This is a genomic window from Priestia sp. YIM B13490 (assembly GCF_042787735.1).
Lineage (GTDB): Bacteria > Bacillota > Bacilli > Bacillales > Bacillaceae_H > Priestia > Priestia megaterium.
On the sequence record NZ_JBHZOT010000004.1, the window covers coordinates 94811 to 119151 of the forward strand.

Here is a 24341-nt window from a genome sequence, read left to right on the forward strand (position 1 = left end):
TGAAGTGAATTTTAAGTTACTGTAAACTTACTTATTTGGGGTTTATTTTTTCTTATTTCTATCAAAACCCTTGATACATAAGACTTTCTGAATATTGCTGTAGAAGATATAAAAGAAAGAAAGCCAAAACGTAAATTTTATGTAAATAAAGCGTTAAATAAATTTACATAAATCTCTTTTTTTAATACAGTGTAAATTCACCATCAAGCCATATTTTTCAATTTATTAGTACTTTTTATACATATCAAACAGAAGATTCCATCCAAAGCATAAATAGAACAGATATTTCCATAAAAAAAAGAAGGCTGCGATAGCCTTCTTTTTATTCATCACCTACGCGGCGAATCTTAATATCACTTAATAATTCATTGATAACATGGCCGCCCATAATTAATCCTGCTACAGATGGAACAAAAGCATTAGAAGATGGGGGCATTTTCGCTTTGCGAATTTGCGCTTGATCGTTTCCTACTTCTTTGCGAACTTCTTCGCGAATAACGATTGGACGTTCATCAGAAAAAACGACGTTAATTCCTTTGCGAATTCCTTCTTTACGCAGACGAGTACGAACCACTTTTGCAATCGGATCTGTATGTGTCTTTGAAATGTCTGCAATTTTGAAACGTGTTGGATCCATTTTATTCGCAGCACCCATACTTGAAATAATCGGAATATCACGTTTTAAACATTCTTTCATTAAATGAATTTTATACGAAATCGTATCGGATGCATCCACTACGAAGTCCGGTTTGTAACTAAAGAACTCTTCATACGTTTCTTCCGTATAAAACATTTGAAGAGAAACGACGTCACATTCTGGGTTAATATCCAAAATACGCTGTTTCATTAATTCTGTCTTGGGCTGACCTACCGTAGAAAGCAGCGCGTGAATTTGACGATTTACGTTTGTAATATCAACATCGTCTTTATCTACAAGAATTAAACGCCCTACTCCTGACCGAGCCAAAGCCTCAGCAGAAAACGACCCTACTCCTCCTATCCCTAAAATAGCAACTGTGCTACCTTTTAAAGTAGCTAGCCCTTCTTTTCCTATCGCCAGTTCATTACGCGAAAACTGATGCAACATGTTAAAACACTCCTCTATTAAATACACCAACGTGTATGATTAATTCAAATAAACAACGAAATTGACTATATCATATTTTTAGCAAAACGAACATGAGCATTCGTTATTTATCCATAAAAAAACTCTATGCAAATAATTACATAGAGGATTTTTTATATGTATGCTAGTCCCGATCGTGCCGTCTCGAGTGCCTTCGTTTTGAACCCGCTCTCGGCAGGTGGGTGCTCTGCTTTAACCATTGTAAGTCCTCGAGATGAGGCATGTACGCTCGTTAAAAACTCCGAGCTCCCAAGCAAAAAATTGTTCGGTCAAAACTGGATTAAGGACGAACACATCAGGACTATTTAGTTCTTGAAAGTATCTTATCACAGAAAAAATCACTTTGCAATTAATAAGTAAAACAAAAAAAATCGAGCCTGTCACGTTCCAGTGACAGGCTCGATTTAACAGACGGTTCAATCGATTACGCTTCTGTTTTTTGCTTTTTCACCTGCAAATGCAGCTCGTCTAATTGCGCTTCACTTACTTCACCAGGTGCGTTTGTTAATAGACAGCTTGCACTTGCTGTTTTAGGGAAGGCAATTGTATCACGCAAGTTTGTGCGTCCTGCTAGAAGCATAACCAAACGATCAAGACCTAATGCAATTCCGCCGTGAGGAGGAGTACCGTATTCAAATGCTTCAAGTAAGAAACCGAACTGCTCATATGCTTCTTCTAATGTAAATCCAAGCGTTTTAAACATTTTTTCTTGAATATCACGCTCGTAAATACGTAAAGATCCTCCGCCAAGTTCGTAACCATTCAATACTAAGTCATATGCTTGTGCACGGACTTGTCCAGGATCGCTTTCTAACATTGGTAAATCTTCACGAACTGGCATTGTGAATGGATGATGAGCCGCGTAGTAACGGTTGTCTTCTTCATCATGCTCAAGAAGAGGCCAATCTGTTACCCATAGGAAGTTAAATTTCGTTTCATCAATGATTCCTTGTTCTTTTGCAAGCTTTAGACGAAGAGCGCCAAGTGCATCTGCTACAACTGACTTTTTATCAGCTACAAATAAAAGTAAATCTCCTTCTTCCGTTTGAAGAGCTTCAGCAAATTGCTTTTGCTCATCTTCATTGAAGAATTTTGCGATCGGTCCTTTTAAGCCGCCAGCTTCAACTTTCAGCCATGCTAACCCTTTAGCACCGTAAATTTTCACGAACTCTGTTAGAGCATCGATATCTTTACGTGAATAGCTAGAAGCGCCACCTTTCACGTTAATTGCTTTTACTTCTCCGCCGTTTTCAACTGCTGCGCTAAATACTTTGAACCCGCAGTCTTTCACAAGCTCTGATAAGTTGACTAGCTCCATTTCAAAACGTGTATCCGGCTTATCTGAACCGTAGCGACTCATCGCTTCATCATATGACATGCGCGGGAAAGGCGTCGTTATATCTAAATCTTTTACTCGCTTCATTACTTTAGACATCATTTCTTCCGTCATTGTCATGATGTCCTCTTGAGATAAAAATGATGTTTCAATATCGATTTGAGTAAATTCAGGCTGACGATCTGCACGCAAGTCTTCATCGCGGAAGCAGCGAGCGATTTGATAATAACGCTCAACTCCGCTTACCATTAGCAGCTGCTTAAAGATTTGCGGTGATTGAGGAAGAGCATAAAACTCCCCTTCGTGCACGCGGCTTGGCACAAGATAATCACGTGCGCCTTCTGGCGTACTTTTCGTTAAAATAGGTGTTTCAACATCTAAAAAGTCATTTTGATCCAAGAAGTCACGAATTGTTTTTGTAATGTCATTGCGCATTTTAAGCGTGTTAAACATCTCAGAACGTCGAAGGTCTAAATAACGATATTTTAATCGAACATCTTCTGATACTTCCGTTTGATCTGCAATGGCAAAAGGAGGTGTTTTGGCTTTGTTTAATACCGTAATCTGCTCAGCGTGAACTTCAATTTTACCTGTTTTTAAGTTCGAGTTAACAGTTCCCTCTTCACGAGCTACAACAGTTCCTTGCACTTCCAGTACGAATTCATTACGTACATCTTCAGCAATTTTTAGCGCTTCAGCAGATTTTTCAGGATTAAATACAACCTGTACAACTCCGCCGCGGTCGCGTAAATCAATAAAGATTAATCCCCCTAAATCACGGCGTTTTTGAACCCATCCTTTTAATAGAACTGTTTCGCCAGTTGCTTGTTCTGTTACATCTCCACAGTAGTATGAACGTTTTGTCATCATGGTTCCCCCTTATACTTGTTTTTGCAAATAGCTGACCAATTGATCAATTGATACTTCTTGCTGTTCGCCAGATTCCATATTCTTTACATTTACAACTTGTTTTGCTAGCTCATCTTCACCTAGAACAACAACAAATTTTGCTTGTACACGATCAGCTGCTTTGAACTGAGCTTTCATTTTTTTATCTTGATAATCTTTATCGGCTACAAAGCCTGCGCGTCGAAGCGTATTTACAATTGAAACGGATTTTTCTTTTGCTTCATCGCCCATGGTTACTACATAGCAATCTACGCCTGTTTCTACCGGAAGCTCAATTCCTTCTGCTTCCAATGCAGATAATAAGCGTTCGATACTTAAAGCGAATCCGATACCCGGTGTTTCAGGTCCGCCGATTTCTTGAATCAGCCCATTATAACGGCCTCCGCCACAAAGAGTTGTAATGGCGCCAAATCCTTCTGCTTCACTCATTAGTTCAAATGCTGTGTGATTATAATAATCTAACCCGCGTACCAGCGTCGGATCTACAACATAGTCAATATCTAAATCGGTTAAGTACTGCTGTACTTTTTCAAAATATTCTTTTGAATAGTCGTTTAAATAATCAAGAATAGACGGCGCTGTAGCCATCAGTTCATGGTCACGATCTTTTTTACAGTCTAAAATACGAAGAGGATTTTTCTCCAATCTGCTTTGGCAGTCGCTGCAAAATTCTCCAATGCGAGGTGCAAAGTGGTCGATAAGCGCTTGACGGTGAGCTTGACGACTTTCTGTATCTCCTAAACTGTTAACAACCAACTTTAATTTTTTTAATCCAAGCGATTGGTAAAAGCTCATTAACAGGGCAAGAACTTCAGCATCAATAGCTGGATCATTTACTCCTAATGCTTCTACGCCAAACTGAACGAATTGACGGAAACGTCCCGCTTGAGGTCGTTCATAGCGAAACATAGGGCCAATATAAAACAGCTTGGTTGGCTGCGTTGGATTTCCAAACATTTTATTTGAAACAAATGATCGTCCAACTGCAGCTGTTCCTTCTGGGCGAAGCGTTAAGCTGCGGTCACCTCGATCTTTAAATGTGTACATTTCTTTTTGCACGATATCTGTTGTTTCTCCCACTCCGCGCAAAAATAATTCAGTGTGTTCAAACATTGGTGTACGAATTTCTTGGTAGTTGAACGCACGGCAGATCTCTCTTGCTCGCTGTTCAACAAACTGCCAATATTCTACTTTGCCCGGTAAAATATCTTGTGTGCCTCTAGGTATTTGAACTGACATAACGTGATATGCCTCCTATTTTTAAAATTTACAATACAAAAAAACTCTCGCCTCTACTATTTTTCCATAGTAGGGACGAGAGTTAATCTCACGTGGTACCACCCTAATTGAAACATATGACATGTTTCCACTCATTTCGTTAACGCACGAACACGTTCATCTCCTACTAAGTTTCCCTTTTCAGAGTGAAGCCTCCTGAGTGTTCTTTCATAAAGTCATCATGTAGAAATGCTTTCAGCCTAAGACATTTCCTCTCTAGCCATGTGTCATCTTTACTACTTTTCTCGATCTTTGGCTTATCAATATAAAAATGTTATACATTCATTTTAATTTAGCAATTGCTTTCTATATTACGAATGAAATGAGCAGTTGTCAAGCACCTTTCATGTTAAGAGCGGTCTAATTGTTTTCTTAGTTTCTGAATATCTCGAAGCGTTAAACCAAATTCAGAAGCCAATTCAAGGGATGAAGCTTCACTTTCTCTGTCAATAAAATCATGAAAATGAATGCCGAATACCGGATTTACCTGCTGAAATGATTGTTCACCTTTTTCACTAAACTTCATCGTTTCTTCCTCCCTGCCTACACTTACTTATCCTTTTATTAGCATTGCCCAAAAAAGATGTTTTTACATAAGAGAAAGGATTTTTTTTATTTTCATCGAATACTCTATTTTGTTATAAAAAGGAGGTCTATCTATTCGCCATCTAAACATGAAGTCTGTATCTGTTTTGGCTGCAAGTATCCTTTTATTACTGTGCTCTTCCTCATTTGAGCGCCCAAATGTACCGGTGCATCAACCCATTATTGTAACAGCTGACTCTCTTCATGTACGGAGCGGTCCAGGACGTTCATTTTCAATTACAAATAAATTGACGAAGAATACAAGACTATCCGTTTCAGACCGTCAAGGAGATTGGTATTATGTAGAAAGTTCGGGTATTCAAGGCTGGGTGTTTAAAAAATTCACGAAAACCGTAGCGCTTGGCAGCGTTCAACCTAGCATGCAGGTAGCACAGCGTCAGCCTGTCTATACGCTGAGTAAAAGCTTGCGGCACCTAAAGGGCAAAACAATTATTATTGATGCAGGCCATGGTGGAAAAGACAAAGGAGCCATCGGCACACAGGGCACATATGAAAAAGACCTCACTCTCCGAACAGCACTTATTTTACAAAACAAACTTCAAAAAGAAGGCGCACACGTCATTTTAACCCGCACCCATGATGAGTACCTTCTACTTTCACAGCGCACGCTGCAATCGACTAAAGCAGATGCTTTTATAAGCATTCACTACAACAGTACGAACAGCTCACAGCTAACTGGCCTTATGACGTATTATTACCATCAGCATCAGGACAGTCCACTCACACATTCTATTCATCAGTCCCTTATTAATCATGCAAAATTGAAAGACAAAGGAGAACGTTTTGGAAACTATTATGTTCTTCGCGAAAATACACGTCCGAGTACATTAATTGAACTGGGCTTTTTAAGCAACGAAAGGGAAGAAACGTATATTAATTCCATCAGTTATCAGCAAATGATTACGTCCGCTATCGCTGAAGGATTAAATCACTACTTTCAAAGCAAAGAAAAAACGCAGGCTCATCTGTGAGTCTGCGTTTTTTCTTTGCTTTCTACAATAAGTGTGACCGGTCCGTCATTTGTAAATGATACGTCCATCATTTCACCAAATGCGCCGGTCTCTACTCGAACATTTTTTTCTGATAATACTTTATTAAAATAGTTGTAAAGCGTTACAGCATGATCTGGCCTAGCAGCTTCCATAAAGTTTGGTCTTCTGCCTTTTCGGCAATCTCCGTACAGCGTAAATTGAGATACCGATAAAATTTCTCCTTCTACATCTAGAAGCGACAAATTCATTTTGCCAGACTCATCATCAAACACTCGCAAATTCACAATTTTATCTGCTACATACTCTGCATCAGCTTCAGTATCGTCATGGGTAATGCCCACTAAAAGCATATATCCGTGCTTAATCTCACCGACCGTCTCTCCTGCAACAGTTACTTTTGCATTCTTTGCTCTTTGTACGACTACTCTCATGTATAACTACCTTTCTTAATGCATAATTCGGCGAACTGAATAAATGTCTCGAAGCTGCTTAATGCGCTCAACCACTTTATGAAGGTGACTGATGTTATGAATAGAAATTGACATATGAATCGTAGCCATTTTGTTTCGGTCCGATTTTCCTGAAACGGCTGAAATATTCGTTTTAGTCTCGTTTACAACCTGCAGAACTTCATTTAGTAAGCCTCTGCGGTCGTATCCGGAAATTTCAATTTCCACGTTAAACTCTTTGCCTTCTTTAATATGTGTTTCCCACTCTACAGGAATAAGGCGGCTTTCAGCATCATCTGTGTGAACGTTTAAACAATCTGCTCTATGAACAGATACTCCTCGCCCCTTTGTAATAAAACCAACAATCTCATCTCCAGGAACTGGATTACAGCATTTAGACAAGCGAATCAGCATGTTCTCTACACCCGGTACGATAACCCCGGAATCTTTTCGTTTATGCTGGCGAACACGCTTGGCTGCAGTGTCGCGTGCAATATCATCAATTTGGATCTCTTGTTCTTGATCACGCTGCTTTCTCCACTTCTCGGTTAAACGATTAGCTACTTGAGCCGCAGTTAATCCGTTATACCCAATAGCTGCATACATATCATCTTCGTTTGAGAAATTAAACTTCTCCGCTACTCGTTTGATATTATCAGCTGTTAATACTTCTTTTAAGTCAAACTCCATTTGACGAATTTCTTTTTCAACCAGCTCTTTGCCTTTTTCAATATTTTCATCGCGGCTTTGCTTTTTAAAGAATTGGCGAATTTTATTTTTGGCTTGAGACGTTTGAGCAAGCTTTAACCAGTCCTTGCTTGGACCATACGAATGCTTAGACGTCAAAATTTCGATAATGTCCCCCGTTTTCAAACGGTAATCAAGCGTAACCATCTTGCCGTTGACTTTTGCTCCAATGGTTTTATTTCCGATTTCAGAATGAATACGATAGGAAAAATCAATTGGAACAGAACCCGAAGGAAGCTCAATGACGTCGCCTTTTGGCGTAAAAATGTAAACCATGTCAGAAAACAAATCAACTTTTAAAGATTCCATAAATTCTTCTGCATCGTTTGCGTCATTTTGAAATTCTAAAATTTCTCTGAACCACGTCAACTTTTCTTCAAATGAAGCATGCTCAGCTGTTTTTCCTTCTTTGTAAGCCCAGTGAGCAGCAATTCCATACTCAGCAATTTGGTGCATGTCAAACGTCCGAATTTGAACTTCTAACGGATCACCTTTTGGTCCGATAACCGTCGTATGAAGAGACTGGTACATATTTTGCTTTGGCATTGCAATATAATCTTTGAAACGTCCCGGCATTGGCTTCCAGCACGTGTGAATAATTCCTAACACCGCATAGCAGTCTTTAATGCTATTTACAATAATGCGCACAGCTAGTAAATCGTAAATTTCATTAAACTGCTTGTTTTGCAGTGCCATTTTACGATAGATGGAATAAATATGTTTTGGACGTCCTGAAATTTCAACTTTAATCGACACTTCATCTACTTGCTCTCGAACTTCATCAATAACTTCAGCCAAATACTGCTCGCGTTCCGCACGCTTTTTCTTCATCAAATTTACAATGCGATAATATTGCTGAGGATTTAAGTAACGTAAAGCTGTATCTTCAAGCTCCCACTTAATTTTTGAAATACCAAGACGATGAGCAAGAGGAGCAAAAATTTCAAGCGTTTCATTTGAAATGCGTCGCTGTTTTTCCTGCGGTAAATGCTTTAGCGTACGCATGTTATGAAGACGATCCGCAAGTTTGATCAGTATGACTCGAATATCTTGAGCCATTGCTACAAACATCTTGCGGTGATTTTCAGCCTGCTGCTCTTCTTTAGACTTATATTTAATTTTTCCCAGTTTTGTTACGCCGTCTACTAACATTGCTACTTCTTCATTAAAAGCTTTTTCTAAATCTTTTAGTGTTATCTCTGTATCTTCAACCACATCATGTAGAAATCCAGCTGCAATTGTTGCTGGATCCATGTCTAGATCAACTAAAATTCCTGCGACTTGAATCGGGTGGATAATATATGGTTCACCCGACTTGCGATATTGTTCTTTGTGAGCTTCTTTTGCAAAATCATATGCTTTTTGTACAAAAGCCACATCTTCTTCATTTAAATATCGCTTCGTATTGTCAATGACCTGTTCCGCTGTTAGGACTTGCTCATTTGCCATGAAATCACCTTTTATCAACTAGCATTTTTAATTCATATTGTAACTATTATCTTGAAAAAATCCAAGGATGTAAAGCCTTTGCGTTTAATTTATCAAATTTACATCATTTCCATTTTACGTATTAACGTTTTTTAACGAAAAAAGAGCACCTGTATCAGGTACTCTTCTTTATGTGATCGTTCTTCTTAATACGTCATTAATGTGAATACATCATAACCGTCTAGTTTGTCACGGCCATCAAGGTAAGAAAGTTCAATTAAGAACGCAGCTCCAACAACAATTCCGCCTAATTCTTCGACAAGCTTAATTGTCGCTTCAATTGTACCGCCTGTTGCTAATAAATCATCTGTAATCAACACGCGCTGACCTGGCTTAATTGCATCTTTGTGAATCGTTAATACGTCTTTACCGTATTCTAAACCGTAATCTACTTTGATTACTTCACGCGGTAATTTTCCTTCTTTACGAACAGGTGCAAAACCGATACCTAACGCATATGCTACTGGACAACCAACGATAAATCCGCGAGCTTCCGGTCCTACGATAATATCAACTTGTTTATCATTCGCATATTTTACAATCTCATCCGTTGCGGCACGGTATGCATCACCATTGTCCATTAATGTTGAGATATCTTTAAATGTAATACCTGGTTTTGGCCAGTCAGGTACAATTGTAATATAATCTTTAAAATTCATTCTAATGTTGCCTCCTCATTCCATCGAACGCTTAAAAATATCTTGAAATTGATTTTTAAGCTGTACATATGACGTATAAATAAAGTTTTTTTCTATTTCAATCTGCTGCTGCTTTTGGCGATAAGTCGCAGATTCTATTAAATCACGTTTCGCAGAATTTTTCACTAACGAAATTAAGCCATTGTTTATTGTAACAAATTCTAACTCAAAAAACACCTTTGCCATAAAATCAATCGTTTCTTTTGACCAGCCCTTATGAATCGCTAAATCTTCTTTGTAGCGTTTTAAATCAAATGGACCCTTTTTCGCTAAAAAGCCGTAAAACCATTTAAAATGATCGCGAGTTGGGATTGTATCAAAATAATGGTCTTCTTCCGTTAAGAAAATAGCGTATAGTCTAGAAGGGATACCTTGGACAAACAAACATTCAAGCCATTTCTGTGAAGGAGGCAAATCTAATAAAACGATTTGTTCCCCTGCAAACATACATGCTTTTGCCTGTTCTTCATCTTGAATAAGAACAACATGCTCCATCGGCAGCAACGACTTGTATTTATCAATTGTTGAAGCGTGGAAAGCAACAACTTTCATTTGATCCGTAAATACCTGCTGAAAGAAACGTTTGACATCAACTGCACTGCGATAATCAAACATCTGCCATTCATCTACAGAAATATCTTCCACCATCAGCTGCGGCTTGCGCATATTATTCCACTCATTAATAGATAGTTCACCTACTAATGATACTTTAGCTATAGGAGATACTTCATCTAATATATAGCCTAACCCAAATCCTACTGCATCAACCGATACACCGCTGTCTTCAAACACGAGTTTTAAATGATTTTTATTAGCACCAATTTTCCGCATAGATGTTGTATGAACATCTTTAATGAGAACTTTTGGCTTCGGGTTATGCATACCAAATGGAGCAAGCGCACTCATTTGTTCAATGTTTTCCAGCGTAATTTCCTCTGTTGTGCATACTGTATCAACTGATGTAATTGGAATAAAATCCTGTTCGGTTAACACGTTGCTTGCTTGTTCATTAAGACGTCTGCGCAGCTCTTCTACATCATCGCTGTTTAATGTCATGCCGGCTGCCATTGGGTGCCCTCCAAAATGTGGCAAAATGTCACGGCACTTAGATAAGTTCGCGAATAAGTCAAAACCTTCGATACTTCTTGCTGAACCCTTGGCAATACGGTTTTCAGAGTCAATACTTAGTACAATTGTTGGTCTGTAGAATTTTTCTACGAGCCTAGAAGCGACAATTCCAACAACGCCTGCATTCCATCCTTCTCCCTCTACAATAAGAACGCTGTTTTCACCCGGAGGATACATACTCTCAACAAATTCAACGGCTTCTTCTGTAATATCGTTTACGATTTGCTGCCTTTCCTTGTTTAACGCATCAATTTCTTTAGCTAAACCTTTTGCCTCTTCAGCATTTGTCGTCATAAGCAAATGAACAGCTGGATCCGCATCTTGAAGACGTCCTACTGCATTAATGCGAGGAGCCATCGCAAATCCAATTGTATCCTCATTAATTTCTTCACGTTTTACTCCACATACGCTCAGCAGCGCTTCAATTCCGGTGCGCTTCGTGAGCTTGAGATAATCAAGACCTTTGCGAGCAATTAAGCGGTTTTCGTCGACTAAAGGAACTAAGTCAGCAATTGTCCCAATTACTGCTAGTTCTAACAAATGTTCTGGAAGCTCCCCTAACAGCGCATGAGCGAGTTTAAAAGCCACCCCTACACCTGCCAGTTCTTTAAATGGATATGTACTTCCCGGCAGCTTTGGATGAATAATTGCATAAGCATCCGGTAAAACTGGCCCTGGCTCGTGGTGATCGGTAATAATTAAATCAAAATTTAATTCACGTGCATACGCAGTTTCTTCGACTGCCGAAATACCTGTGTCGACCGTAATCACCAGCTGATAGCCGCCCGCGTTTATTTTATCAAATGCCGCCTTATTCGGCCCATAACCTTCTGTAAAGCGATTAGGAATATAAAAATCAACATCAGCTCCAAGCTGCTGTAAAGCAGATAACATAACAGAAGTGCTGCTGACGCCGTCAGCATCGTAATCTCCATAGATCATAATTTTTTCATTATGATCAATTGCTTGCTGAATACGAGCTACTGCTTTGTCCATATCGTGCAACAAAAACGGATCGTGGAACGTTTGTGCATCAACGTGTAAAAACTCACGCGCCGCTTCTACTGTTGTCATGCCTCTATTAAGTAATAACGAAGCTACTAGAGGTGTAATATTGAGGTTTTCTACAAATTCATTAACAAGTTGTTCATCACATTCTTGAACATTCCAACGTTTTTTTGACTGTAACATGTCTCTTCACCCCTTAACCCACATTATTATACTAGAGTGGATGAAATGGAGCAACGAAAGAAAATAAGCACATTTTTCTGACAGTACGTCTTGAATTTTCACGCACAAAAAAACGTGCGAATACTTCGCACGTTTTTGAATTACTTGCTTTCTACTTCTTTTTGTTCCTCACGCTTCAACTGTTTTCCTTTCCACACAAGCCATAGCTGAGCAGCAATAAACACAGATGAATATGCACCAAGGATTAAACCTACTAACAGAGCAATTGAGAAGTTTTGAATCGATTCACTTCCGAATAGAAGAAGTGCTACAACTGCAATCACAACTGTTAACACGGTATTCATCGAGCGAGTAAACGTTTCACGCAAACTTAGATTTACGATAAACGCTAAGTCGTCAAACGTTTTGGATTTAAATTTCTGCATATTTTCACGAATGCGGTCAAACGTAACAATCGTATCGTTAATTGAGTAACCAACAATCGTCAAGACAGCGGCAATAAACGTTAAATCAACCTCTAACTTCGTTAAGCTGAAGACCGTAACGATAAAGAACGCATCATGCAACAGGGCAAGCACGGCTGCAAGTGCCATGTAAAACTCAAACCGTATCGTTACATAGATGATAATTCCAATTGAAGCAATGGCAATTGCCATCATTGCATTTTTCGCCAGTTCTTTTCCAACCGTCGGCGAAACGGTGCTTACATTTGGTTCAGAACCATATTTATCTTTAAAATGATCTTTTAAATTGGCAATTTCTTTTTTATTCAAGACCCCAACTACACGTACGACACCCGTGTCATTACCTTTTCCTGTAATGACTACGTCATCCGTTTTGATATTAAGGGACTTCATTTCACCCTGTATCTCAGACTGTGTAACGGTATGATTTGCTGGAATCTCTATACGAGTTCCGCTCGTAAAGTCAATACCAAGGTTCAATCTGAACACAACAACCGAGATAATACCGATAATAACAAGCACGCTTGAGAACGTGAAGAATGCTTTACGGTATTTAACAAAATCAAGTTTATCCCATGCTGTAGGCAAAACGGTTGTGCCGTCGTCTTTACTTAGGTCGTGAATTTGTTCTTTCTTTACGCCAAAGTAGCCTGGTTTTTTATCAAACCAGCGGCTGTTTACTAAAAGACTCATTAATAACCGCGTACCGTATACGGCCGTAATAAAGCTTAGTACAATCCCGATCATTAACGTTGTAGCAAATCCTTTTACTGAACTTTGACCATAAAAGAACAATACAAGAGCCGCTAGCATCGTTGTAATATTGGCATCAAAAATGGTCGCAAGAGAGCGACGATTTCCTGCCCGGTATGCAGATATAACAGACCTTCCTGTTTTGAGTTCATCTTTAATCCGCTCGTAGGTAATGATATTCGCATCTACTGCCATACCTACGCCGAGAATAAGAGCCGCGATACCTGGAAGCGTCATAACCACGTGCATCAAGTCAAATACAACTAAGTTCAAGTAGATATAGAAACTGAGTGTAATAATAGCAATAAGCCCCGGTAAACGGTAGAAAAACAGCATGTAAAGGAAGATAATTCCGATGCCGATAATACCCGCTAATATAGTCGTGTGAAGAGCTTCTTCTCCAAACTGTGCTCCAACGGATGTAGAGTATAGCTCATCCAATTTAACCGGCAGCGACCCGGCGTTTAGTAATTCCGCCAGCTGTGTTGCACTTTTCACTGTGAAGTTTCCACCTGAAATCTCAACATCTGGCTGTGTTAACACGCTGCTAACAGAGGCTGCAGATAGATACTTCGGATTTTGTTTTGTCGCTTCTTTTTGGTACGAGTCTTTTCCTTCTTCATAGTCCAGCCAAATGACAATTAAATTGTTAGGTGCTGGTTTTTGAGAAAGCTCTCGCGTGATCTTTTCAAATTTTTTCGCATTTTTTAACTTTAGTGAGACGCTAGGCTGATTGCTTTGGTCAAACGATTGCTTTGCTCCGCCTTGCGCTAAGTCTGTACCATCCATCAACACCTTATCGTTCACGTCACGGAACGTTAAGTTTGCTTGAGTTGATAACAGATCCCTGGCTTGCTTTTGATTCGTGACACCAGCTAGCTGAACGCGGATACGGTCATTCCCTTCAATTTGAATGCTAGGCTCACTAACTCCCAGTACATCGACACGTTGACGCAGCGCTTCAACCGTGCTGTTAAGTGCCTTTTTGTCAATGACATCGCCTTTTTTAGCTGGACTGACTTTATATAAAATTTCAAATCCACCTTGAAGGTCGAGGCCAAGTTTAATATCTTTTGTAATTCCAGTCATCGTTGTTCCGATTGTACTAAACACAAGCAGTACTAAGAGGAAAAAGGCAACGATACGTCCTCTTTTAACCATCGACAGAAAATCCTCCTTCTTATGTAAAAAACATGAAATGATAACAATAGATAAATGACCAATCTAATTATCATTCATAACCTAATGTCTGTCAAATAAAGACCTTATCAAATTTTAATACATGTATTTTACAAACTCTACTTTAATAATTCTTTCCAGTCTTCTCCATTATTAACACTTGAGAACATATCAGATTTATAAGATTCAATTGTTACATAGCTCATCACCTGCGTGATCTTAACAGATAAAATATCATTTACCACTTGATGGAGAGATAGCTCCTTTTCTTTTTTCCATTTTTTCATTTCTAAATAACTCAATAAATCGTTCTCCGTTACTTCTTCATATCCAAGCATATGAAATTCTTCCATTTTGCTGGATAAGACAGGCTGTATAAGTTCTTTCGAAGCTGAAATAAATGGATGTGTCATATCGATCCTCCTTTCTGTTTGACATGTCGCGTAAAATTTCTTTCTCGTATGAGGAATACTTGTCATGCTTGGACACCGGGGGCGCATATATTCACTGTATAAACCTCAAGAAAGCAGTGAGTATATGTCTAAATTTTTACAGGGAACTATTATTTTAATAATTGCTGGCTTAATTACACGTGTACTCGGGTTTGTCAATCGAATTGTGGTGGCTCGAATGATTGGAGACGAAGGTGTGGGACTTTATATGATGGCGGTCCCCACGCTGGTATTAGTAATCACCTTAACACAGCTTGGGCTACCGGTTGCCATATCCAAGTTAGTGGCAGAAGCAGAAGCTTTAGGTGACAGGCATAAAATAAAAAAAATACTTGTCGTCTCTTTAAGTATTACGTGTACGCTGAGCGTTTTATTTACGCTCGGACTAATATTATTCGCTCCCGTTGTAGCAAAAACCTTCTTTACAGATTCACGTACGATCTATCCGCTGCTTGCGATTATTCCAGTTATTCCAATCATCGCCGTCTCGTCTGTCATCCGCGGATATTTTCAAGGAAAGCAGCAAATGAAGCCTGCTGCTTATTCTCAAATTATCGAACAAGTGGTGCGCATTACGTTAATTGCCGTATGTACAAAAGCATTTTTGCCCTATGGAATTGAGTACGCTGCGGCTGGTGCTATGCTATCTTCCGTATTTGGAGAACTAGCTTCACTGTTTTATATGATGTTTATGTTCAAGCGAAAGAAGAAAATAACGGTAAGACGAAAATTTTTTGCTTCTTTACATGCGGGCAAAGATACGTTCTTTGACTTAATGCGAATTGCTCTTCCCACGACAGGAAGCCGCATGATTGGGTCAATTTCTTGGTTTTTAGAACCGATTGTAGTAGCTCAAAGTTTAGCAATTGCAGGAGTAGCGACAGCTGTAGCAACTAAGCAGTACGGAGAATTAACAGGCTTTGCACTCCCTCTCCTGATGCTGCCTTCTTTTGTAACGGTGTCTCTATCCACGTCTTTGGTTCCCGCAATCAGTGAATCTCTTGCACAGAATCAAATGAAGCAAATCGAATATCGGCTTCATCAAGCTCTCCGCTTGTCGTTTGTAACAGGCGGGCTAGCCGTTGTTGTTCTTTATGTATTTGCTAATCCGGTAATGGAATTGATGTATGGTTCTGACAAAGCTGCTATTTTTGTCAAAGTCATGGCGCCTTTTTTTATCTTTTATTACTTTCAAGGGCCGCTTCAAGCTGTTCTGCAGGCGCTAGACCTTGCAAAAGCCGCCATGATTAACAGTTTTATAGGAGCAGCGGTCAAAACATCTCTTATCTTCTTACTCGCAACTCAGCCAAACCTAGGCATTATGGGAGCTGGTCTTGCAATTGTTGTGGGAATGATGCTTGTCACTCTTTTACACCTGTCTACCGTCATGAAAAAAATCACGTATAAGATTCATGTGTTTGAGTATCTTCGCAGTTTTTCTGTAATGGGAATATCAGGTTTTACCGGACACTTCGCTTATATGAACCTTTTTATTTCCATCCCTTTGAGCTTAAGAACCGTTTTATCGATTGCACTTACAAGCGTTGTATACGTACTGTTTTTGCTGCTTTTTAGACTGATAACAAAAGAAGAATTAAACCGTTTTTCTTTTTTACGCTATTTTAAACGAAAATAAAACGCGGAGCAATCCGCGTTTTATTGTTTCACATCTACCAAATCTATAAAAAATTTTCCGTTGTCGTAGCTGCAATATGAAATCTTATCTAAGTTTGAATACCCTCGCTTTTCCAGCTCTGTCCTTAACCATTCCGTCGTTTTATGTTCATGCAGCAGATGCTCTTCTTGAATAATGCCGTCAATGATAAAAGGCAAATTCAAATTGCCTTTTTCACCTGATTGCTGATCTTTCTCAAATACGGATAGCCTTCCTGAAGATTCTAAAATAGCAAATTCAACATCAGCTACATTTTTTATATTTTTATCACGCAGCTGCACGAGCAAGTCATTGAAATTATATCGCTGCCTTTTCATTTCATGTTCGTTTATTTTTCCGTTTTCAATGATAATACTAGGTTTGCCATCAATAAAATTTCGCATTCGATTGCTTTTAAGAGACCATATAGCTAAGCCGATTTGAATAATAAGAAGCGTTAACATCGGAAGAATTGAATACAGCAAGGGATCTTTTGGGTTTTCAATAGCCATTACTGCCATTTCAGCAATCATAATAAAGACAACTAAATCCAAAATGCTCAGCTCTCCTATTTCCCTTTTACCCATGACGCGAAAAATAATTAAAACTACTACGTATAAAAGCACGGTTCGCGCAACCATGATCAATAGTTCCACTGCAAAGACCTCCTTTATGTATTCCCTTGTAGTTTGTACCATTTATTTTAAAATAGCCTTACTTTTATGCGTCTATTTTGAAGTCATCCCGAATATGCTCGTACTAAGGGTTCACCTATCTTTTTATTTCATGAGGGGGAAACAAGTTGGGTGCAAAACGAATGAGCAACGCTGTATTTGCAGGAGTAGCAACAATCTTAGTGATGGCTTTAGCGATTAGCATTATCTTTTCGCTTATTTTAAAGTTTACATCGCTTGAAGAACAGTCGGTCCGTTTATTTTTACTTATTCTCTCATTTATTACACTGTTTATCGGAGGATTTATCGCGGGAGGACGAAACGGTTCAAAGGGACTTCTCGTTGGAGGAGCCACTGGTATTTCTTATTCTTTTTTAATGTTTTTACTACAATTTCTCGGCTATAGTCACCTGTTTTCTGCACAGCAGCTTTTATTTCACGCTGGATTTATTGGAGTCGCTATTCTCGGGGGAATTGTTGGCGTAAACATTGCCGGTTCACGAGAAGCATAAAAAAACGTCACGTACATGTACGTGACGTTTTTTTATTAATCTACGCTTCTTACTTCACGAATAGCATTGCGGTCAAACGTTAATTTTGAACCGTCAGTGCTGCGAACCACAACTTGTGACTCATCGATTGCGTCTACCAAACCGTGCATACCGCCAATCGTTACAACTTTATCGCCTTTTTTAAGTGCTGATTGCATTTGCTGTACGTTTTTTTGACGTTTTTGCTGTGGACGGATTAACAAGAAATAGAAAATGACAAACATTAAAAGTAATGGCCAAATATTTTGTAAAACACCCATGAAAACTCCTCCTTTTATTTATATTATCAACAGGTACTCATTCATAAATTTGATGAAAATTCCTGTAGTGACCTAGAAATTCTTTGCGTCTGGACCGTTAAACCCATATTTTTCAAAGAACTCATCACGGAAATCGCCAAGTCGGTCTTCGCGAATGGCTTCACGGACTTGCTCCATTAAGTTTAGCAGAAAATATAAGTTATGGTAAGATGTTAAACGAATTCCAAACGTTTCATTACAACGAATTAAGTGGCGAATATACGCTCTTGAATAATTTTGACACGTGTAGCAGTCACAGTTTGGATCAATCGGACCGAAGTCTTCTGCATATTTTGCATTTTTAACAACAAGACGACCTTCGCTTGTCATAAGCGTTCCGTTACGTGCAATACGCGTTGGTAATACGCAATCAAACATATCGATCCCGCGAATCGCTCCATCAATTAACGAGTCAGGTGATCCTACTCCCATTAAATAACGTGGTTTATCGGTTGGTAAGTATGGCGTCGTAAACTCAAGCACACGATTCATCACATCTTTTGGTTCTCCAACTGACAGCCCTCCCACAGCATAACCTGGGAAGTCCATTGAAACTAAATCAGCTGCACTTTGACGGCGTAAATCTTCAAACTCTCCGCCTTGAACAATTCCAAAAAGACCTTGGTCTTGAGGGCGGCTGTGAGCCTCAAGGCATCGCTCTGCCCAGCGGCTTGTGCGTTCAACTGAACGTTTTAAGTAGTCATATTCTGCTGGATAAGGTGGGCATTCATCAAATGCCATCATAATATCAGACCCAAGCGCATTTTGAATGTCCATCGCTTTTTCTGGAGATAAGAAAAGCTTGTCTCCATTCAAATGGTTGCGGAAATGGACGCCTTCTTCTTCAATACGGCGCAAATCACTTAAGCTAAAAACTTGGAAGCCGCCTGAATCCGTTAAGATGGGACGATCCCAGTTCATAAATTTATGAAGGCCTCCCGCTTTTTTAACAATTTCATGACCAGGACGAAGCCATAAATGATACGTATTACTTAAAATAATGCCTGCTCCCATTGCTTTTAAATCTTCCGGAGACATTGTTTTTACTGTAGCTAATGTGCCTACCGGCATAAAAATAGGTGTTTCAAATGAGCCGTGAGGCGTATGGACAATCCCTAAACGCGCTCCTGTTTGTTTACAAGTTTTTATATGTTCGTAACGAATTGCTGTCATTGATGTATTCCTTTCATGTTAAATTACAAAATTAGCATCGCGTCGCCGAAGCTGAAAAAGCGATACTTCTCTGCTACAGCTTGTTCATAGGCAGAAATGACGTTTTCTCTTCCTGCTAAGGCACTTACAAGCATAATGAGCGTAGATTTTGGAAGGTGGAAATTTGTAATCATTCCATCAATTGCTTTAAATTCATACCCTGGGAAGATAAAAATGTTGGTCCAGCCTGAAGAAGCAACAAATTTGCCGTTATGCTCAGTTGCAATCGTTTCAAGGGTACGGGTAGAAGTTGTGCCTACTGAAATAATGCGACCGCCTTTTTCACGTACGCTGTTTAGTAAAGCAGCGGTTCCTTCACTCACTTGATAAAACTCTGAGTGCATATCGTGCTCTTCTAAGTCGTCAACGCTGACTGGACGGAATGTACCCAATCCGACATGAAGCGTTAAAAATGCAATATGCACACCTTTTTCTTTTAACTGTTCAAGCATCTCTTCTGTAAAGTGAAGACCTGCTGTTGGCGCTGCTGCAGAACCTTGTTCGCGAGCAAAAACCGTTTGGTAGCGCTCTTGATCATCCAAGCGTTCTTTAATATAAGGCGGCAGCGGCATTTCTCCCAGTTGTTCCAGAACCTCATAAAAGATGCCTTCATAGTTGAATTCCAACAAACGTCCGCCTTGGTCGCTCGTTTCTTTACATACAGCTGTCAGACGTCCGTCACCAAACGAAATAACCGTGCCTTCTTTTACTCGCTTAGCCGGTTTTACAAGCGTCTCCCACGTATCGCCTTGTGTTTGTTTTAAAAGCAATACTTCAATATTAGCACCTGTATCTTCTTTTGTCCCAAATAATCGTGCAGGAAGAACACGCGTGTCGTTTAACACTAAACAATCTCCTTCTTGCACATAATCAAGAAGGTCATGAAACATATGATGCTTCACACTTCCTGTTTCCTTGTTTAATACCATGAGTCTTGACGCATCTCGCTGCTCAAGCGGCGTTTGGGCAATCAATTCTTCTGGTAAATGAAAATCAAATAAATCTACTTTCAAAATGTTCACCTGTTTCTACTTAATTATTTAAATTTGCCAATTACATAAAAAATAAGTGATAACACAACGCTTACTAGAATACATGTCACAATCGGGAAATAAAAGGTTGTATTTCCTTTTTTGATAAAAATATCGCCAGGAAGCTTGCCAACGAACTGCCATAACAGCCCAATGACGACTAAAATGCCCCCTAATGTGATAAGCATCTTAGGCATATCATTCACTGATCAGGCACCTCCAGCTGAAAATGATCATAAACCAAAGGCGTCACAATTCGTCCTCGCGGCGTTCGCTGTAAAAAGCCGATTTGTAATAGATACGGCTCGTATACGTCTTCAATTGTGTGAGACTCTTCACCAATAGTAGCCGATATGGTGTCTAACCCTACAGGTCCGCCCCTAAATTTTTCGATAATCCCTCTTAATAATTTATGGTCAATATGATCAAGACCTAAACGGTCCACCTGCAACATTTCTAATGCTTCGTTGGCAAGCCTTTCGGTTATGGCTCCGTCTCCTTTGACCTGAGCAAAATCTCTGACTCTTCGAAGCAAGCGATTCGCAATACGCGGGGTTCCCCTAGCACGCCTAGCCATCTCAAACGTAGCTTTCTCATCAATCTCTACATCTAAAATAGCGGCTGTCCTTTCCACTATCGAAGCAAGATCTTCTTCTTGGTAATATTCTAAACGGCTTAAAACGCCGAATCGATCACGCAAAGGAGAAGATAAAAGCCCTGCTCTTGTCGTTGCACCTACTAGCGTAAACGGAGGCAAATCCAGACGGACGGAACGTGCACTCGGTCCTTTTCCAATAACAATATCTAAACAGAAATCTTCCATTGCTGGGTACAGTACTTCTTCAACCGAACGATTTAATCGATGAATTTCATCAATAAAAAGCACATCTCCAGGCTCTAAGCTGGTTAAAACTGCGGCTAAATCGCCTGGACGCTCAATAGCTGGTCCTGAGGTCGTTCGGATTTGCACGCCCATTTCATTAGCGATAATAGTAGCAAGAGTTGTTTTCCCCAATCCTGGAGGACCATATAAAAGCACGTGATCTAACGTTTCGCTTCGCATTTTGGCAGCTTTAATAAAAATGTCCAGATGGGATTTTACTTTATGCTGACCAATATACTGCTGTAAGGTTTGCGGCCGCAAACTTTGCTCGATGATTTCTTCTTCACCAAGAACATCTCCCGTTACAATACGATCGTCCATTTTACTCCTCCCTTACTTATTGTTTCAATAATCGCTTTAACGCTTCTTTAATATACTGATCCGTTGTCATCGTTTCCTTCATTAAAGCCGGAACAATTTTTTTGATTTCTCTTTCTGCATAACCTAATACTTTAAGTGCTTCAATCGCTTCATCCAGTGCTTCTGAACTTTGAGATTTGACTTCTTGTGCGTCCAAATCTGCGAATAAAGAAGGAACGGCATCTGGTACAATATCATGCAGCTTTCCTTTTAAATCTAGAATCATCTGTCGAGCTGTTTTTTTACCTACTCCTGGAAACTTAACTAAAAACTTCTCATCTTCCTCTTCCACAGCTTGGACAACCTGCGCTGGATTACCTGACGCTAAAATAGCTAAACCGCCTTTTGGGCCAATTCCTGACACGCTAATTAACTTCATAAATAAATCCTTCTGTTCTCGGGAAGCAAACCCGTAAAGTGCAATTACGTCTTCTCTTACATATTGATAGGTGTAAACCGTCTTTGGTTGTTCATCAATTGAAAATACATATGGATTCGGCGTAAAGACTTGATAGCCTATCCCATTGTTTTCGATTACTACATACTCAGGATTTATATATGTAACAGTACCTTTGATATAATCAAACAATAAGCTCTCTCCTTAATCACGTACGCGCGGGCAGTGACCTTCCACTTTGCCTACGAAGAATCCTGCCCGCATCGTTCTCTATTTTCCTTTAAAGCTGCTTTTTAAAAAGACGTTCAAGAGAACGTTTGCCTCTTTTCATCTTTGCCAACCTATTTTTACAATAGCTATAAAAAATAGAACCGCACACTTTTATTGATGAATGACCTTTTAAAATATATACAATACTAGACTGCTGAATACCATTTTAACATATCGCCAAAAGCAAATAGAAGCAATTTAGAATGTTGCATTCAATAATTATTTTACCATACTAAAAAACGGCTGCTTGATTGAAAGCGGCCGCTGCTGGAGCTGATAGATTTTATAGAAATTAATGAGGGAAAGATATTCATCTTTTGATTGAATGCGAATACCTTTCTTTAATTGTTCATGCTGATAGCTCTCAAGCCTTTTGATGTCAATTTGAAAAAACGATTGTATAATGTGCTGCGACGAAGCTGGTTTGCCTTCAAATGCTGAGAGAATACCGTTAACAGAAAGCCCTACATAACCGTTCTCTTTTAAAATAGGTGAAATATCGTCTATGCTTGTTCTAAAAACTAGCTCTTGATCCGTTTCTTTAAGCAGTCGCCAATTTTTATATTTTTTCATTAATTGTTTTTTCGTCATAGAAGGGCTTTTGATCATCTCTTGACTTACAACTCCATCCACATACACGCGCTCAAGAAATAATGTCATCGGCTCCTTTTCATTCGCATCTGCACGGTATGGCATTATACAAAGCACAATACTTACTAGCATTAAAAAAGCTGCTTGATGAATGACTTTCTTCACTCACCTTCACCTCACACGTTAATCATACTCTTTTTAGTATTATCTAAAAAGGTTTTGTGAAAATCTACACTAATAGTTTGACCTACTTATTTTCTTTTATCCTCTTATTTTATGAAGCAAATCCCTTTTACGATATTATGTTAAGAAAACATGGCGTATTTGTTACACTTGCACACTATTTGTAAAATTTTCTCTTGAACGTTTTAATTAAATTTTCGCAGGGTATGTACATAGTGGAAGTAATTGTAAGGACTTCTATTATCTATTTTCATAAAAAAGGGAGCTGAAGTAATGAGAATGAATAAACGTGTAGTCGGAACTTTTTTTTCAGAGAAAGAAGCTTTAGATGTTATCCATAATTTAAAGCGTCAAGGTTATCGAGAAACAGACATTATGGTTATTTCTAACAGTAAAAGCAATACATTTCAAATAGGTCACGATACAAATGTAATTATTGAAGCTGGTTCACCTGCCGTAAGTTCATTAGCTGGCGTCATGATGGATAACTTTTTTACCATGATGACAGGCGGCATGGGGCTCAAACAAGGAAACGGCTTGAAATCAAAATTAATCCGCATGGGCATACCAGACTTCTCAGCCGTGCAGTGCGAAACAGATGTAGCTGCTGGTAAAATTCTAATCTTGATAGATGCCGTAAGCTCTGAACAAACTCCAGCGTACGGAACCTATACGGAACACAACGAGCATAGAGCCGTCCAACTACGTGAAGAAAAATTAGATGTCTTAAAAGAACGCGTCCAAGTGGGTGAAGTAAAACTCCACAAAAAAGTAATAGAGGAAGAAAGAACTGTACACGTTCCTGTTACGAGAGAAGAGTTTTATATTGAACGTCGCCCTGTAGTTGATGGAGACTATAACGCTGGGCCACTTACAGAAGATGAAATTATTCGTGTTCCAATCATGGAAGAACGAGTGGAAATAACCAAAAGACCAGTTATTGTTGAAGAAGTAATTATAGGAAAAAAACTTATTCAAGAAACAAAAGAATGGACTGAAACAATTAAAAAAGAAGAAGCAAGCGTAGAACCTGATGGACTCGCGAGCCCTGAAGTATACGAAAATATGATGAACTATACAGACCATACTTACGCTCAAGTTTCTGCAGCTCTAGCAAGCGACGTGGAAGCTGAATACGAAAATAGTCAGACAACTAACAACGAGAAGCCAAACACACAAGCTAATGAGACAAGCTCTTCTGCAAAAAATGTAAAAAATACAAAGAGTGTTGCTACGGCACCAGCAGATACGAAAAAAAGAGAAGGTCGCCTCAAACAAAATGAAACTAACGCTCAAAAGGAAGAAGCGGAATCCAAAACAACAAACAAATCTGCTTCTAACAAGAAAAATTAATAGTTACATGTTCGAGGAATAGCTGCCTGGCTTCAATGGCAGCTTTTTTATATGTCTTCTCATCAAAAAAAAAACAGCCGTCCTTCA

Annotated in this window: 22 protein-coding genes, 1 other RNA gene and 1 other annotated feature; of the genes, 4 read left to right on the forward strand and 19 right to left on the reverse strand. The window is 39.2% G+C overall.

Going from position 1 to position 24341, the window contains the following annotated elements; all coding sequences use genetic code 11:
* Positions 1-322: 322 nt before the first annotated feature.
* The 5 genes from ACFX4R_RS14870 to ACFX4R_RS14890 all read right to left on the reverse strand — a co-directional run bounded on the left by ACFX4R_RS14870 (position 323) and on the right by ACFX4R_RS14890 (position 5175).
* Entirely contained in the window at positions 323-1087 is a 765-nt protein-coding gene (locus tag ACFX4R_RS14870; RefSeq protein WP_043976145.1) for a tRNA threonylcarbamoyladenosine dehydratase, read from the reverse strand.
* A gap of 162 nt (positions 1088-1249) precedes the next feature.
* Positions 1250-1431: non-coding RNA, 6S RNA (ssrS, locus tag ACFX4R_RS14875), on the reverse strand.
* Positions 1432-1550: 119 nt separating this feature from the next.
* Complete coding sequence (gene aspS, locus ACFX4R_RS14880) at positions 1551-3329, reverse strand: aspartate--tRNA ligase (protein ID WP_377569879.1); 1779 nt, start codon at positions 3327-3329, stop codon at positions 1551-1553.
* Between the two features lie 12 nt (positions 3330-3341).
* Positions 3342-4610: a histidine--tRNA ligase gene (gene hisS / locus ACFX4R_RS14885; RefSeq protein ID WP_016765628.1), complete on the reverse strand. Its 1269-nt coding sequence runs from the start codon at positions 4608-4610 to the stop codon at positions 3342-3344.
* A gap of 68 nt (positions 4611-4678) precedes the next feature.
* Positions 4679-4911: a binding site (T-box leader), on the reverse strand.
* Positions 4912-4998: 87 nt separating this feature from the next.
* Positions 4999-5175 (reverse strand): hypothetical protein, encoded by a 177-nt coding sequence (locus ACFX4R_RS14890; protein WP_013059305.1) that lies wholly within the window; start codon positions 5173-5175, stop codon positions 4999-5001.
* Positions 5176-5341: 166 nt separating this feature from the next.
* Between ACFX4R_RS14890 and ACFX4R_RS14895 the strand changes: the two genes are divergently transcribed.
* The gene (locus ACFX4R_RS14895; protein ID WP_340447102.1) at positions 5342-6226 is read left to right on the forward strand and encodes an N-acetylmuramoyl-L-alanine amidase family protein; all 885 of its coding nucleotides are present in this window, start codon (positions 5342-5344) and stop codon (positions 6224-6226) included.
* On the opposite strand, the gene dtd is transcribed toward ACFX4R_RS14895, so the two are convergent.
* From dtd to ACFX4R_RS14925, 6 genes are all read right to left on the reverse strand, one after another.
* Positions 6217-6678 carry a D-aminoacyl-tRNA deacylase gene (dtd, locus tag ACFX4R_RS14900; RefSeq protein ID WP_377569882.1) on the reverse strand — a complete coding sequence of 154 codons (462 nt, stop codon included), beginning with the start codon at positions 6676-6678 and terminating at the stop codon, positions 6217-6219. The genes ACFX4R_RS14895 and dtd overlap by 10 nt on opposite strands.
* Positions 6679-6693: 15 nt before the next feature.
* On the reverse strand, positions 6694-8892 hold the full coding sequence (locus tag ACFX4R_RS14905; protein WP_013059308.1) for a RelA/SpoT family protein: 2199 nt from the start codon (positions 8890-8892) through the stop codon (positions 6694-6696).
* Positions 8893-9077: 185 nt separating this feature from the next.
* Complete coding sequence (locus tag ACFX4R_RS14910; protein ID WP_013059309.1) at positions 9078-9590, reverse strand: adenine phosphoribosyltransferase; 513 nt, start codon at positions 9588-9590, stop codon at positions 9078-9080.
* Between the two features lie 15 nt (positions 9591-9605).
* Positions 9606-11948, reverse strand: a complete 2343-nt coding sequence (gene recJ, locus ACFX4R_RS14915) for a single-stranded-DNA-specific exonuclease RecJ (protein ID WP_340447104.1) — start codon at positions 11946-11948, stop codon at positions 9606-9608.
* A gap of 140 nt (positions 11949-12088) precedes the next feature.
* Positions 12089-14326 carry a protein translocase subunit SecDF gene (secDF, locus tag ACFX4R_RS14920; RefSeq protein ID WP_237074117.1) on the reverse strand — a complete coding sequence of 746 codons (2238 nt, stop codon included), beginning with the start codon at positions 14324-14326 and terminating at the stop codon, positions 12089-12091.
* A 137-nt stretch (positions 14327-14463) separates the two neighbouring features.
* Positions 14464-14757, reverse strand: coding sequence for a post-transcriptional regulator (locus ACFX4R_RS14925; RefSeq protein WP_025750585.1), 294 nt, complete (start codon positions 14755-14757; stop codon positions 14464-14466).
* Positions 14758-14881: 124 nt separating this feature from the next.
* Between ACFX4R_RS14925 and spoVB the strand changes: the two genes are divergently transcribed.
* A complete protein-coding gene (spoVB, locus tag ACFX4R_RS14930) occupies positions 14882-16432 on the forward strand; it encodes a stage V sporulation protein B (protein ID WP_322552438.1) in 1551 nt (516 codons plus the stop codon).
* A 20-nt stretch (positions 16433-16452) separates the two neighbouring features.
* On the opposite strand, the gene ACFX4R_RS14935 is transcribed toward spoVB, so the two are convergent.
* Positions 16453-17106, reverse strand: a complete 654-nt coding sequence (locus tag ACFX4R_RS14935) for a DUF421 domain-containing protein (RefSeq protein WP_405105263.1) — start codon at positions 17104-17106, stop codon at positions 16453-16455.
* Positions 17107-17252: 146 nt separating this feature from the next.
* On the opposite strand from ACFX4R_RS14935, the gene ACFX4R_RS14940 reads away from it, so the two are divergent.
* Positions 17253-17636 (forward strand): TIGR04086 family membrane protein, encoded by a 384-nt coding sequence (locus ACFX4R_RS14940; protein WP_014458132.1) that lies wholly within the window; start codon positions 17253-17255, stop codon positions 17634-17636.
* Between the two features lie 35 nt (positions 17637-17671).
* Here the strand turns inward: ACFX4R_RS14940 and yajC are convergent, their stop codons facing one another.
* The 7 genes from yajC to ACFX4R_RS14975 form a co-directional block, all read right to left on the reverse strand.
* Entirely contained in the window at positions 17672-17935 is a 264-nt protein-coding gene (gene yajC, locus ACFX4R_RS14945; RefSeq protein WP_013059316.1) for a preprotein translocase subunit YajC, read from the reverse strand.
* A gap of 72 nt (positions 17936-18007) precedes the next feature.
* The gene (tgt, locus tag ACFX4R_RS14950; RefSeq protein ID WP_013059317.1) at positions 18008-19147 is read right to left on the reverse strand and encodes a tRNA guanosine(34) transglycosylase Tgt; all 1140 of its coding nucleotides are present in this window, start codon (positions 19145-19147) and stop codon (positions 18008-18010) included.
* 23 nt (positions 19148-19170) lie between these two features.
* Entirely contained in the window at positions 19171-20199 is a 1029-nt protein-coding gene (queA, locus tag ACFX4R_RS14955) for a tRNA preQ1(34) S-adenosylmethionine ribosyltransferase-isomerase QueA (RefSeq protein WP_013059318.1), read from the reverse strand.
* A gap of 23 nt (positions 20200-20222) precedes the next feature.
* Positions 20223-20423 (reverse strand): DUF2905 domain-containing protein, encoded by a 201-nt coding sequence (locus tag ACFX4R_RS14960; protein WP_013059319.1) that lies wholly within the window; start codon positions 20421-20423, stop codon positions 20223-20225.
* Positions 20420-21421, reverse strand: coding sequence for a Holliday junction branch migration DNA helicase RuvB (ruvB, locus tag ACFX4R_RS14965; protein WP_013059320.1), 1002 nt, complete (start codon positions 21419-21421; stop codon positions 20420-20422). Before ruvB ends, ACFX4R_RS14960 begins: the two co-directional genes overlap by 4 nt.
* 16 nt (positions 21422-21437) lie before the next feature.
* Positions 21438-22049 (reverse strand): Holliday junction branch migration protein RuvA, encoded by a 612-nt coding sequence (ruvA, locus tag ACFX4R_RS14970; protein ID WP_013059321.1) that lies wholly within the window; start codon positions 22047-22049, stop codon positions 21438-21440.
* Between the two features lie 297 nt (positions 22050-22346).
* Positions 22347-22883, reverse strand: coding sequence for a BofC C-terminal domain-containing protein (locus tag ACFX4R_RS14975; protein ID WP_116372478.1), 537 nt, complete (start codon positions 22881-22883; stop codon positions 22347-22349).
* 291 nt (positions 22884-23174) lie between these two features.
* Here ACFX4R_RS14975 and ACFX4R_RS14980 point away from each other — a divergent pair, with 291 nt between their 5' ends.
* Positions 23175-24254, forward strand: a complete 1080-nt coding sequence (locus ACFX4R_RS14980; RefSeq protein ID WP_013085108.1) for a YsnF/AvaK domain-containing protein — start codon at positions 23175-23177, stop codon at positions 24252-24254.
* Positions 24255-24341: the final 87 nt, after the last annotated feature.

Coding starts and splice junctions, on each gene's coding strand:
- ACFX4R_RS14870 (WP_043976145.1), bottom strand. CDS start 1,087: ATGTTGCATCAGTTTTCGCGTAATGAACTGGCGATAGGAAAAGAAGGG.
- aspS (WP_377569879.1), bottom strand. CDS start 3,329: ATGACAAAACGTTCATACTACTGTGGAGATGTAACAGAACAAGCAACT.
- hisS (WP_016765628.1), bottom strand. CDS start 4,610: ATGTCAGTTCAAATACCTAGAGGCACACAAGATATTTTACCGGGCAAA.
- ACFX4R_RS14890 (WP_013059305.1), bottom strand. CDS start 5,175: ATGAAGTTTAGTGAAAAAGGTGAACAATCATTTCAGCAGGTAAATCCG.
- dtd (WP_377569882.1), bottom strand. CDS start 6,678: ATGAGAGTAGTCGTACAAAGAGCAAAGAATGCAAAAGTAACTGTTGCA.
- ACFX4R_RS14905 (WP_013059308.1), bottom strand. CDS start 8,892: ATGGCAAATGAGCAAGTCCTAACAGCGGAACAGGTCATTGACAATACG.
- ACFX4R_RS14910 (WP_013059309.1), bottom strand. CDS start 9,590: ATGAATTTTAAAGATTATATTACAATTGTACCTGACTGGCCAAAACCA.
- recJ (WP_340447104.1), bottom strand. CDS start 11,948: ATGTTACAGTCAAAAAAACGTTGGAATGTTCAAGAATGTGATGAACAA.
- secDF (WP_237074117.1), bottom strand. CDS start 14,326: ATGGTTAAAAGAGGACGTATCGTTGCCTTTTTCCTCTTAGTACTGCTT.
- ACFX4R_RS14925 (WP_025750585.1), bottom strand. CDS start 14,757: ATGACACATCCATTTATTTCAGCTTCGAAAGAACTTATACAGCCTGTC.
- spoVB (WP_322552438.1), top strand. CDS start 14,882: ATGTCTAAATTTTTACAGGGAACTATTATTTTAATAATTGCTGGCTTA.
- yajC (WP_013059316.1), bottom strand. CDS start 17,935: ATGGGTGTTTTACAAAATATTTGGCCATTACTTTTAATGTTTGTCATT.
- tgt (WP_013059317.1), bottom strand. CDS start 19,147: ATGACAGCAATTCGTTACGAACATATAAAAACTTGTAAACAAACAGGA.
- ruvB (WP_013059320.1), bottom strand. CDS start 21,421: ATGGACGATCGTATTGTAACGGGAGATGTTCTTGGTGAAGAAGAAATC.
- ACFX4R_RS14980 (WP_013085108.1), top strand. CDS start 23,175: ATGAGAATGAATAAACGTGTAGTCGGAACTTTTTTTTCAGAGAAAGAA.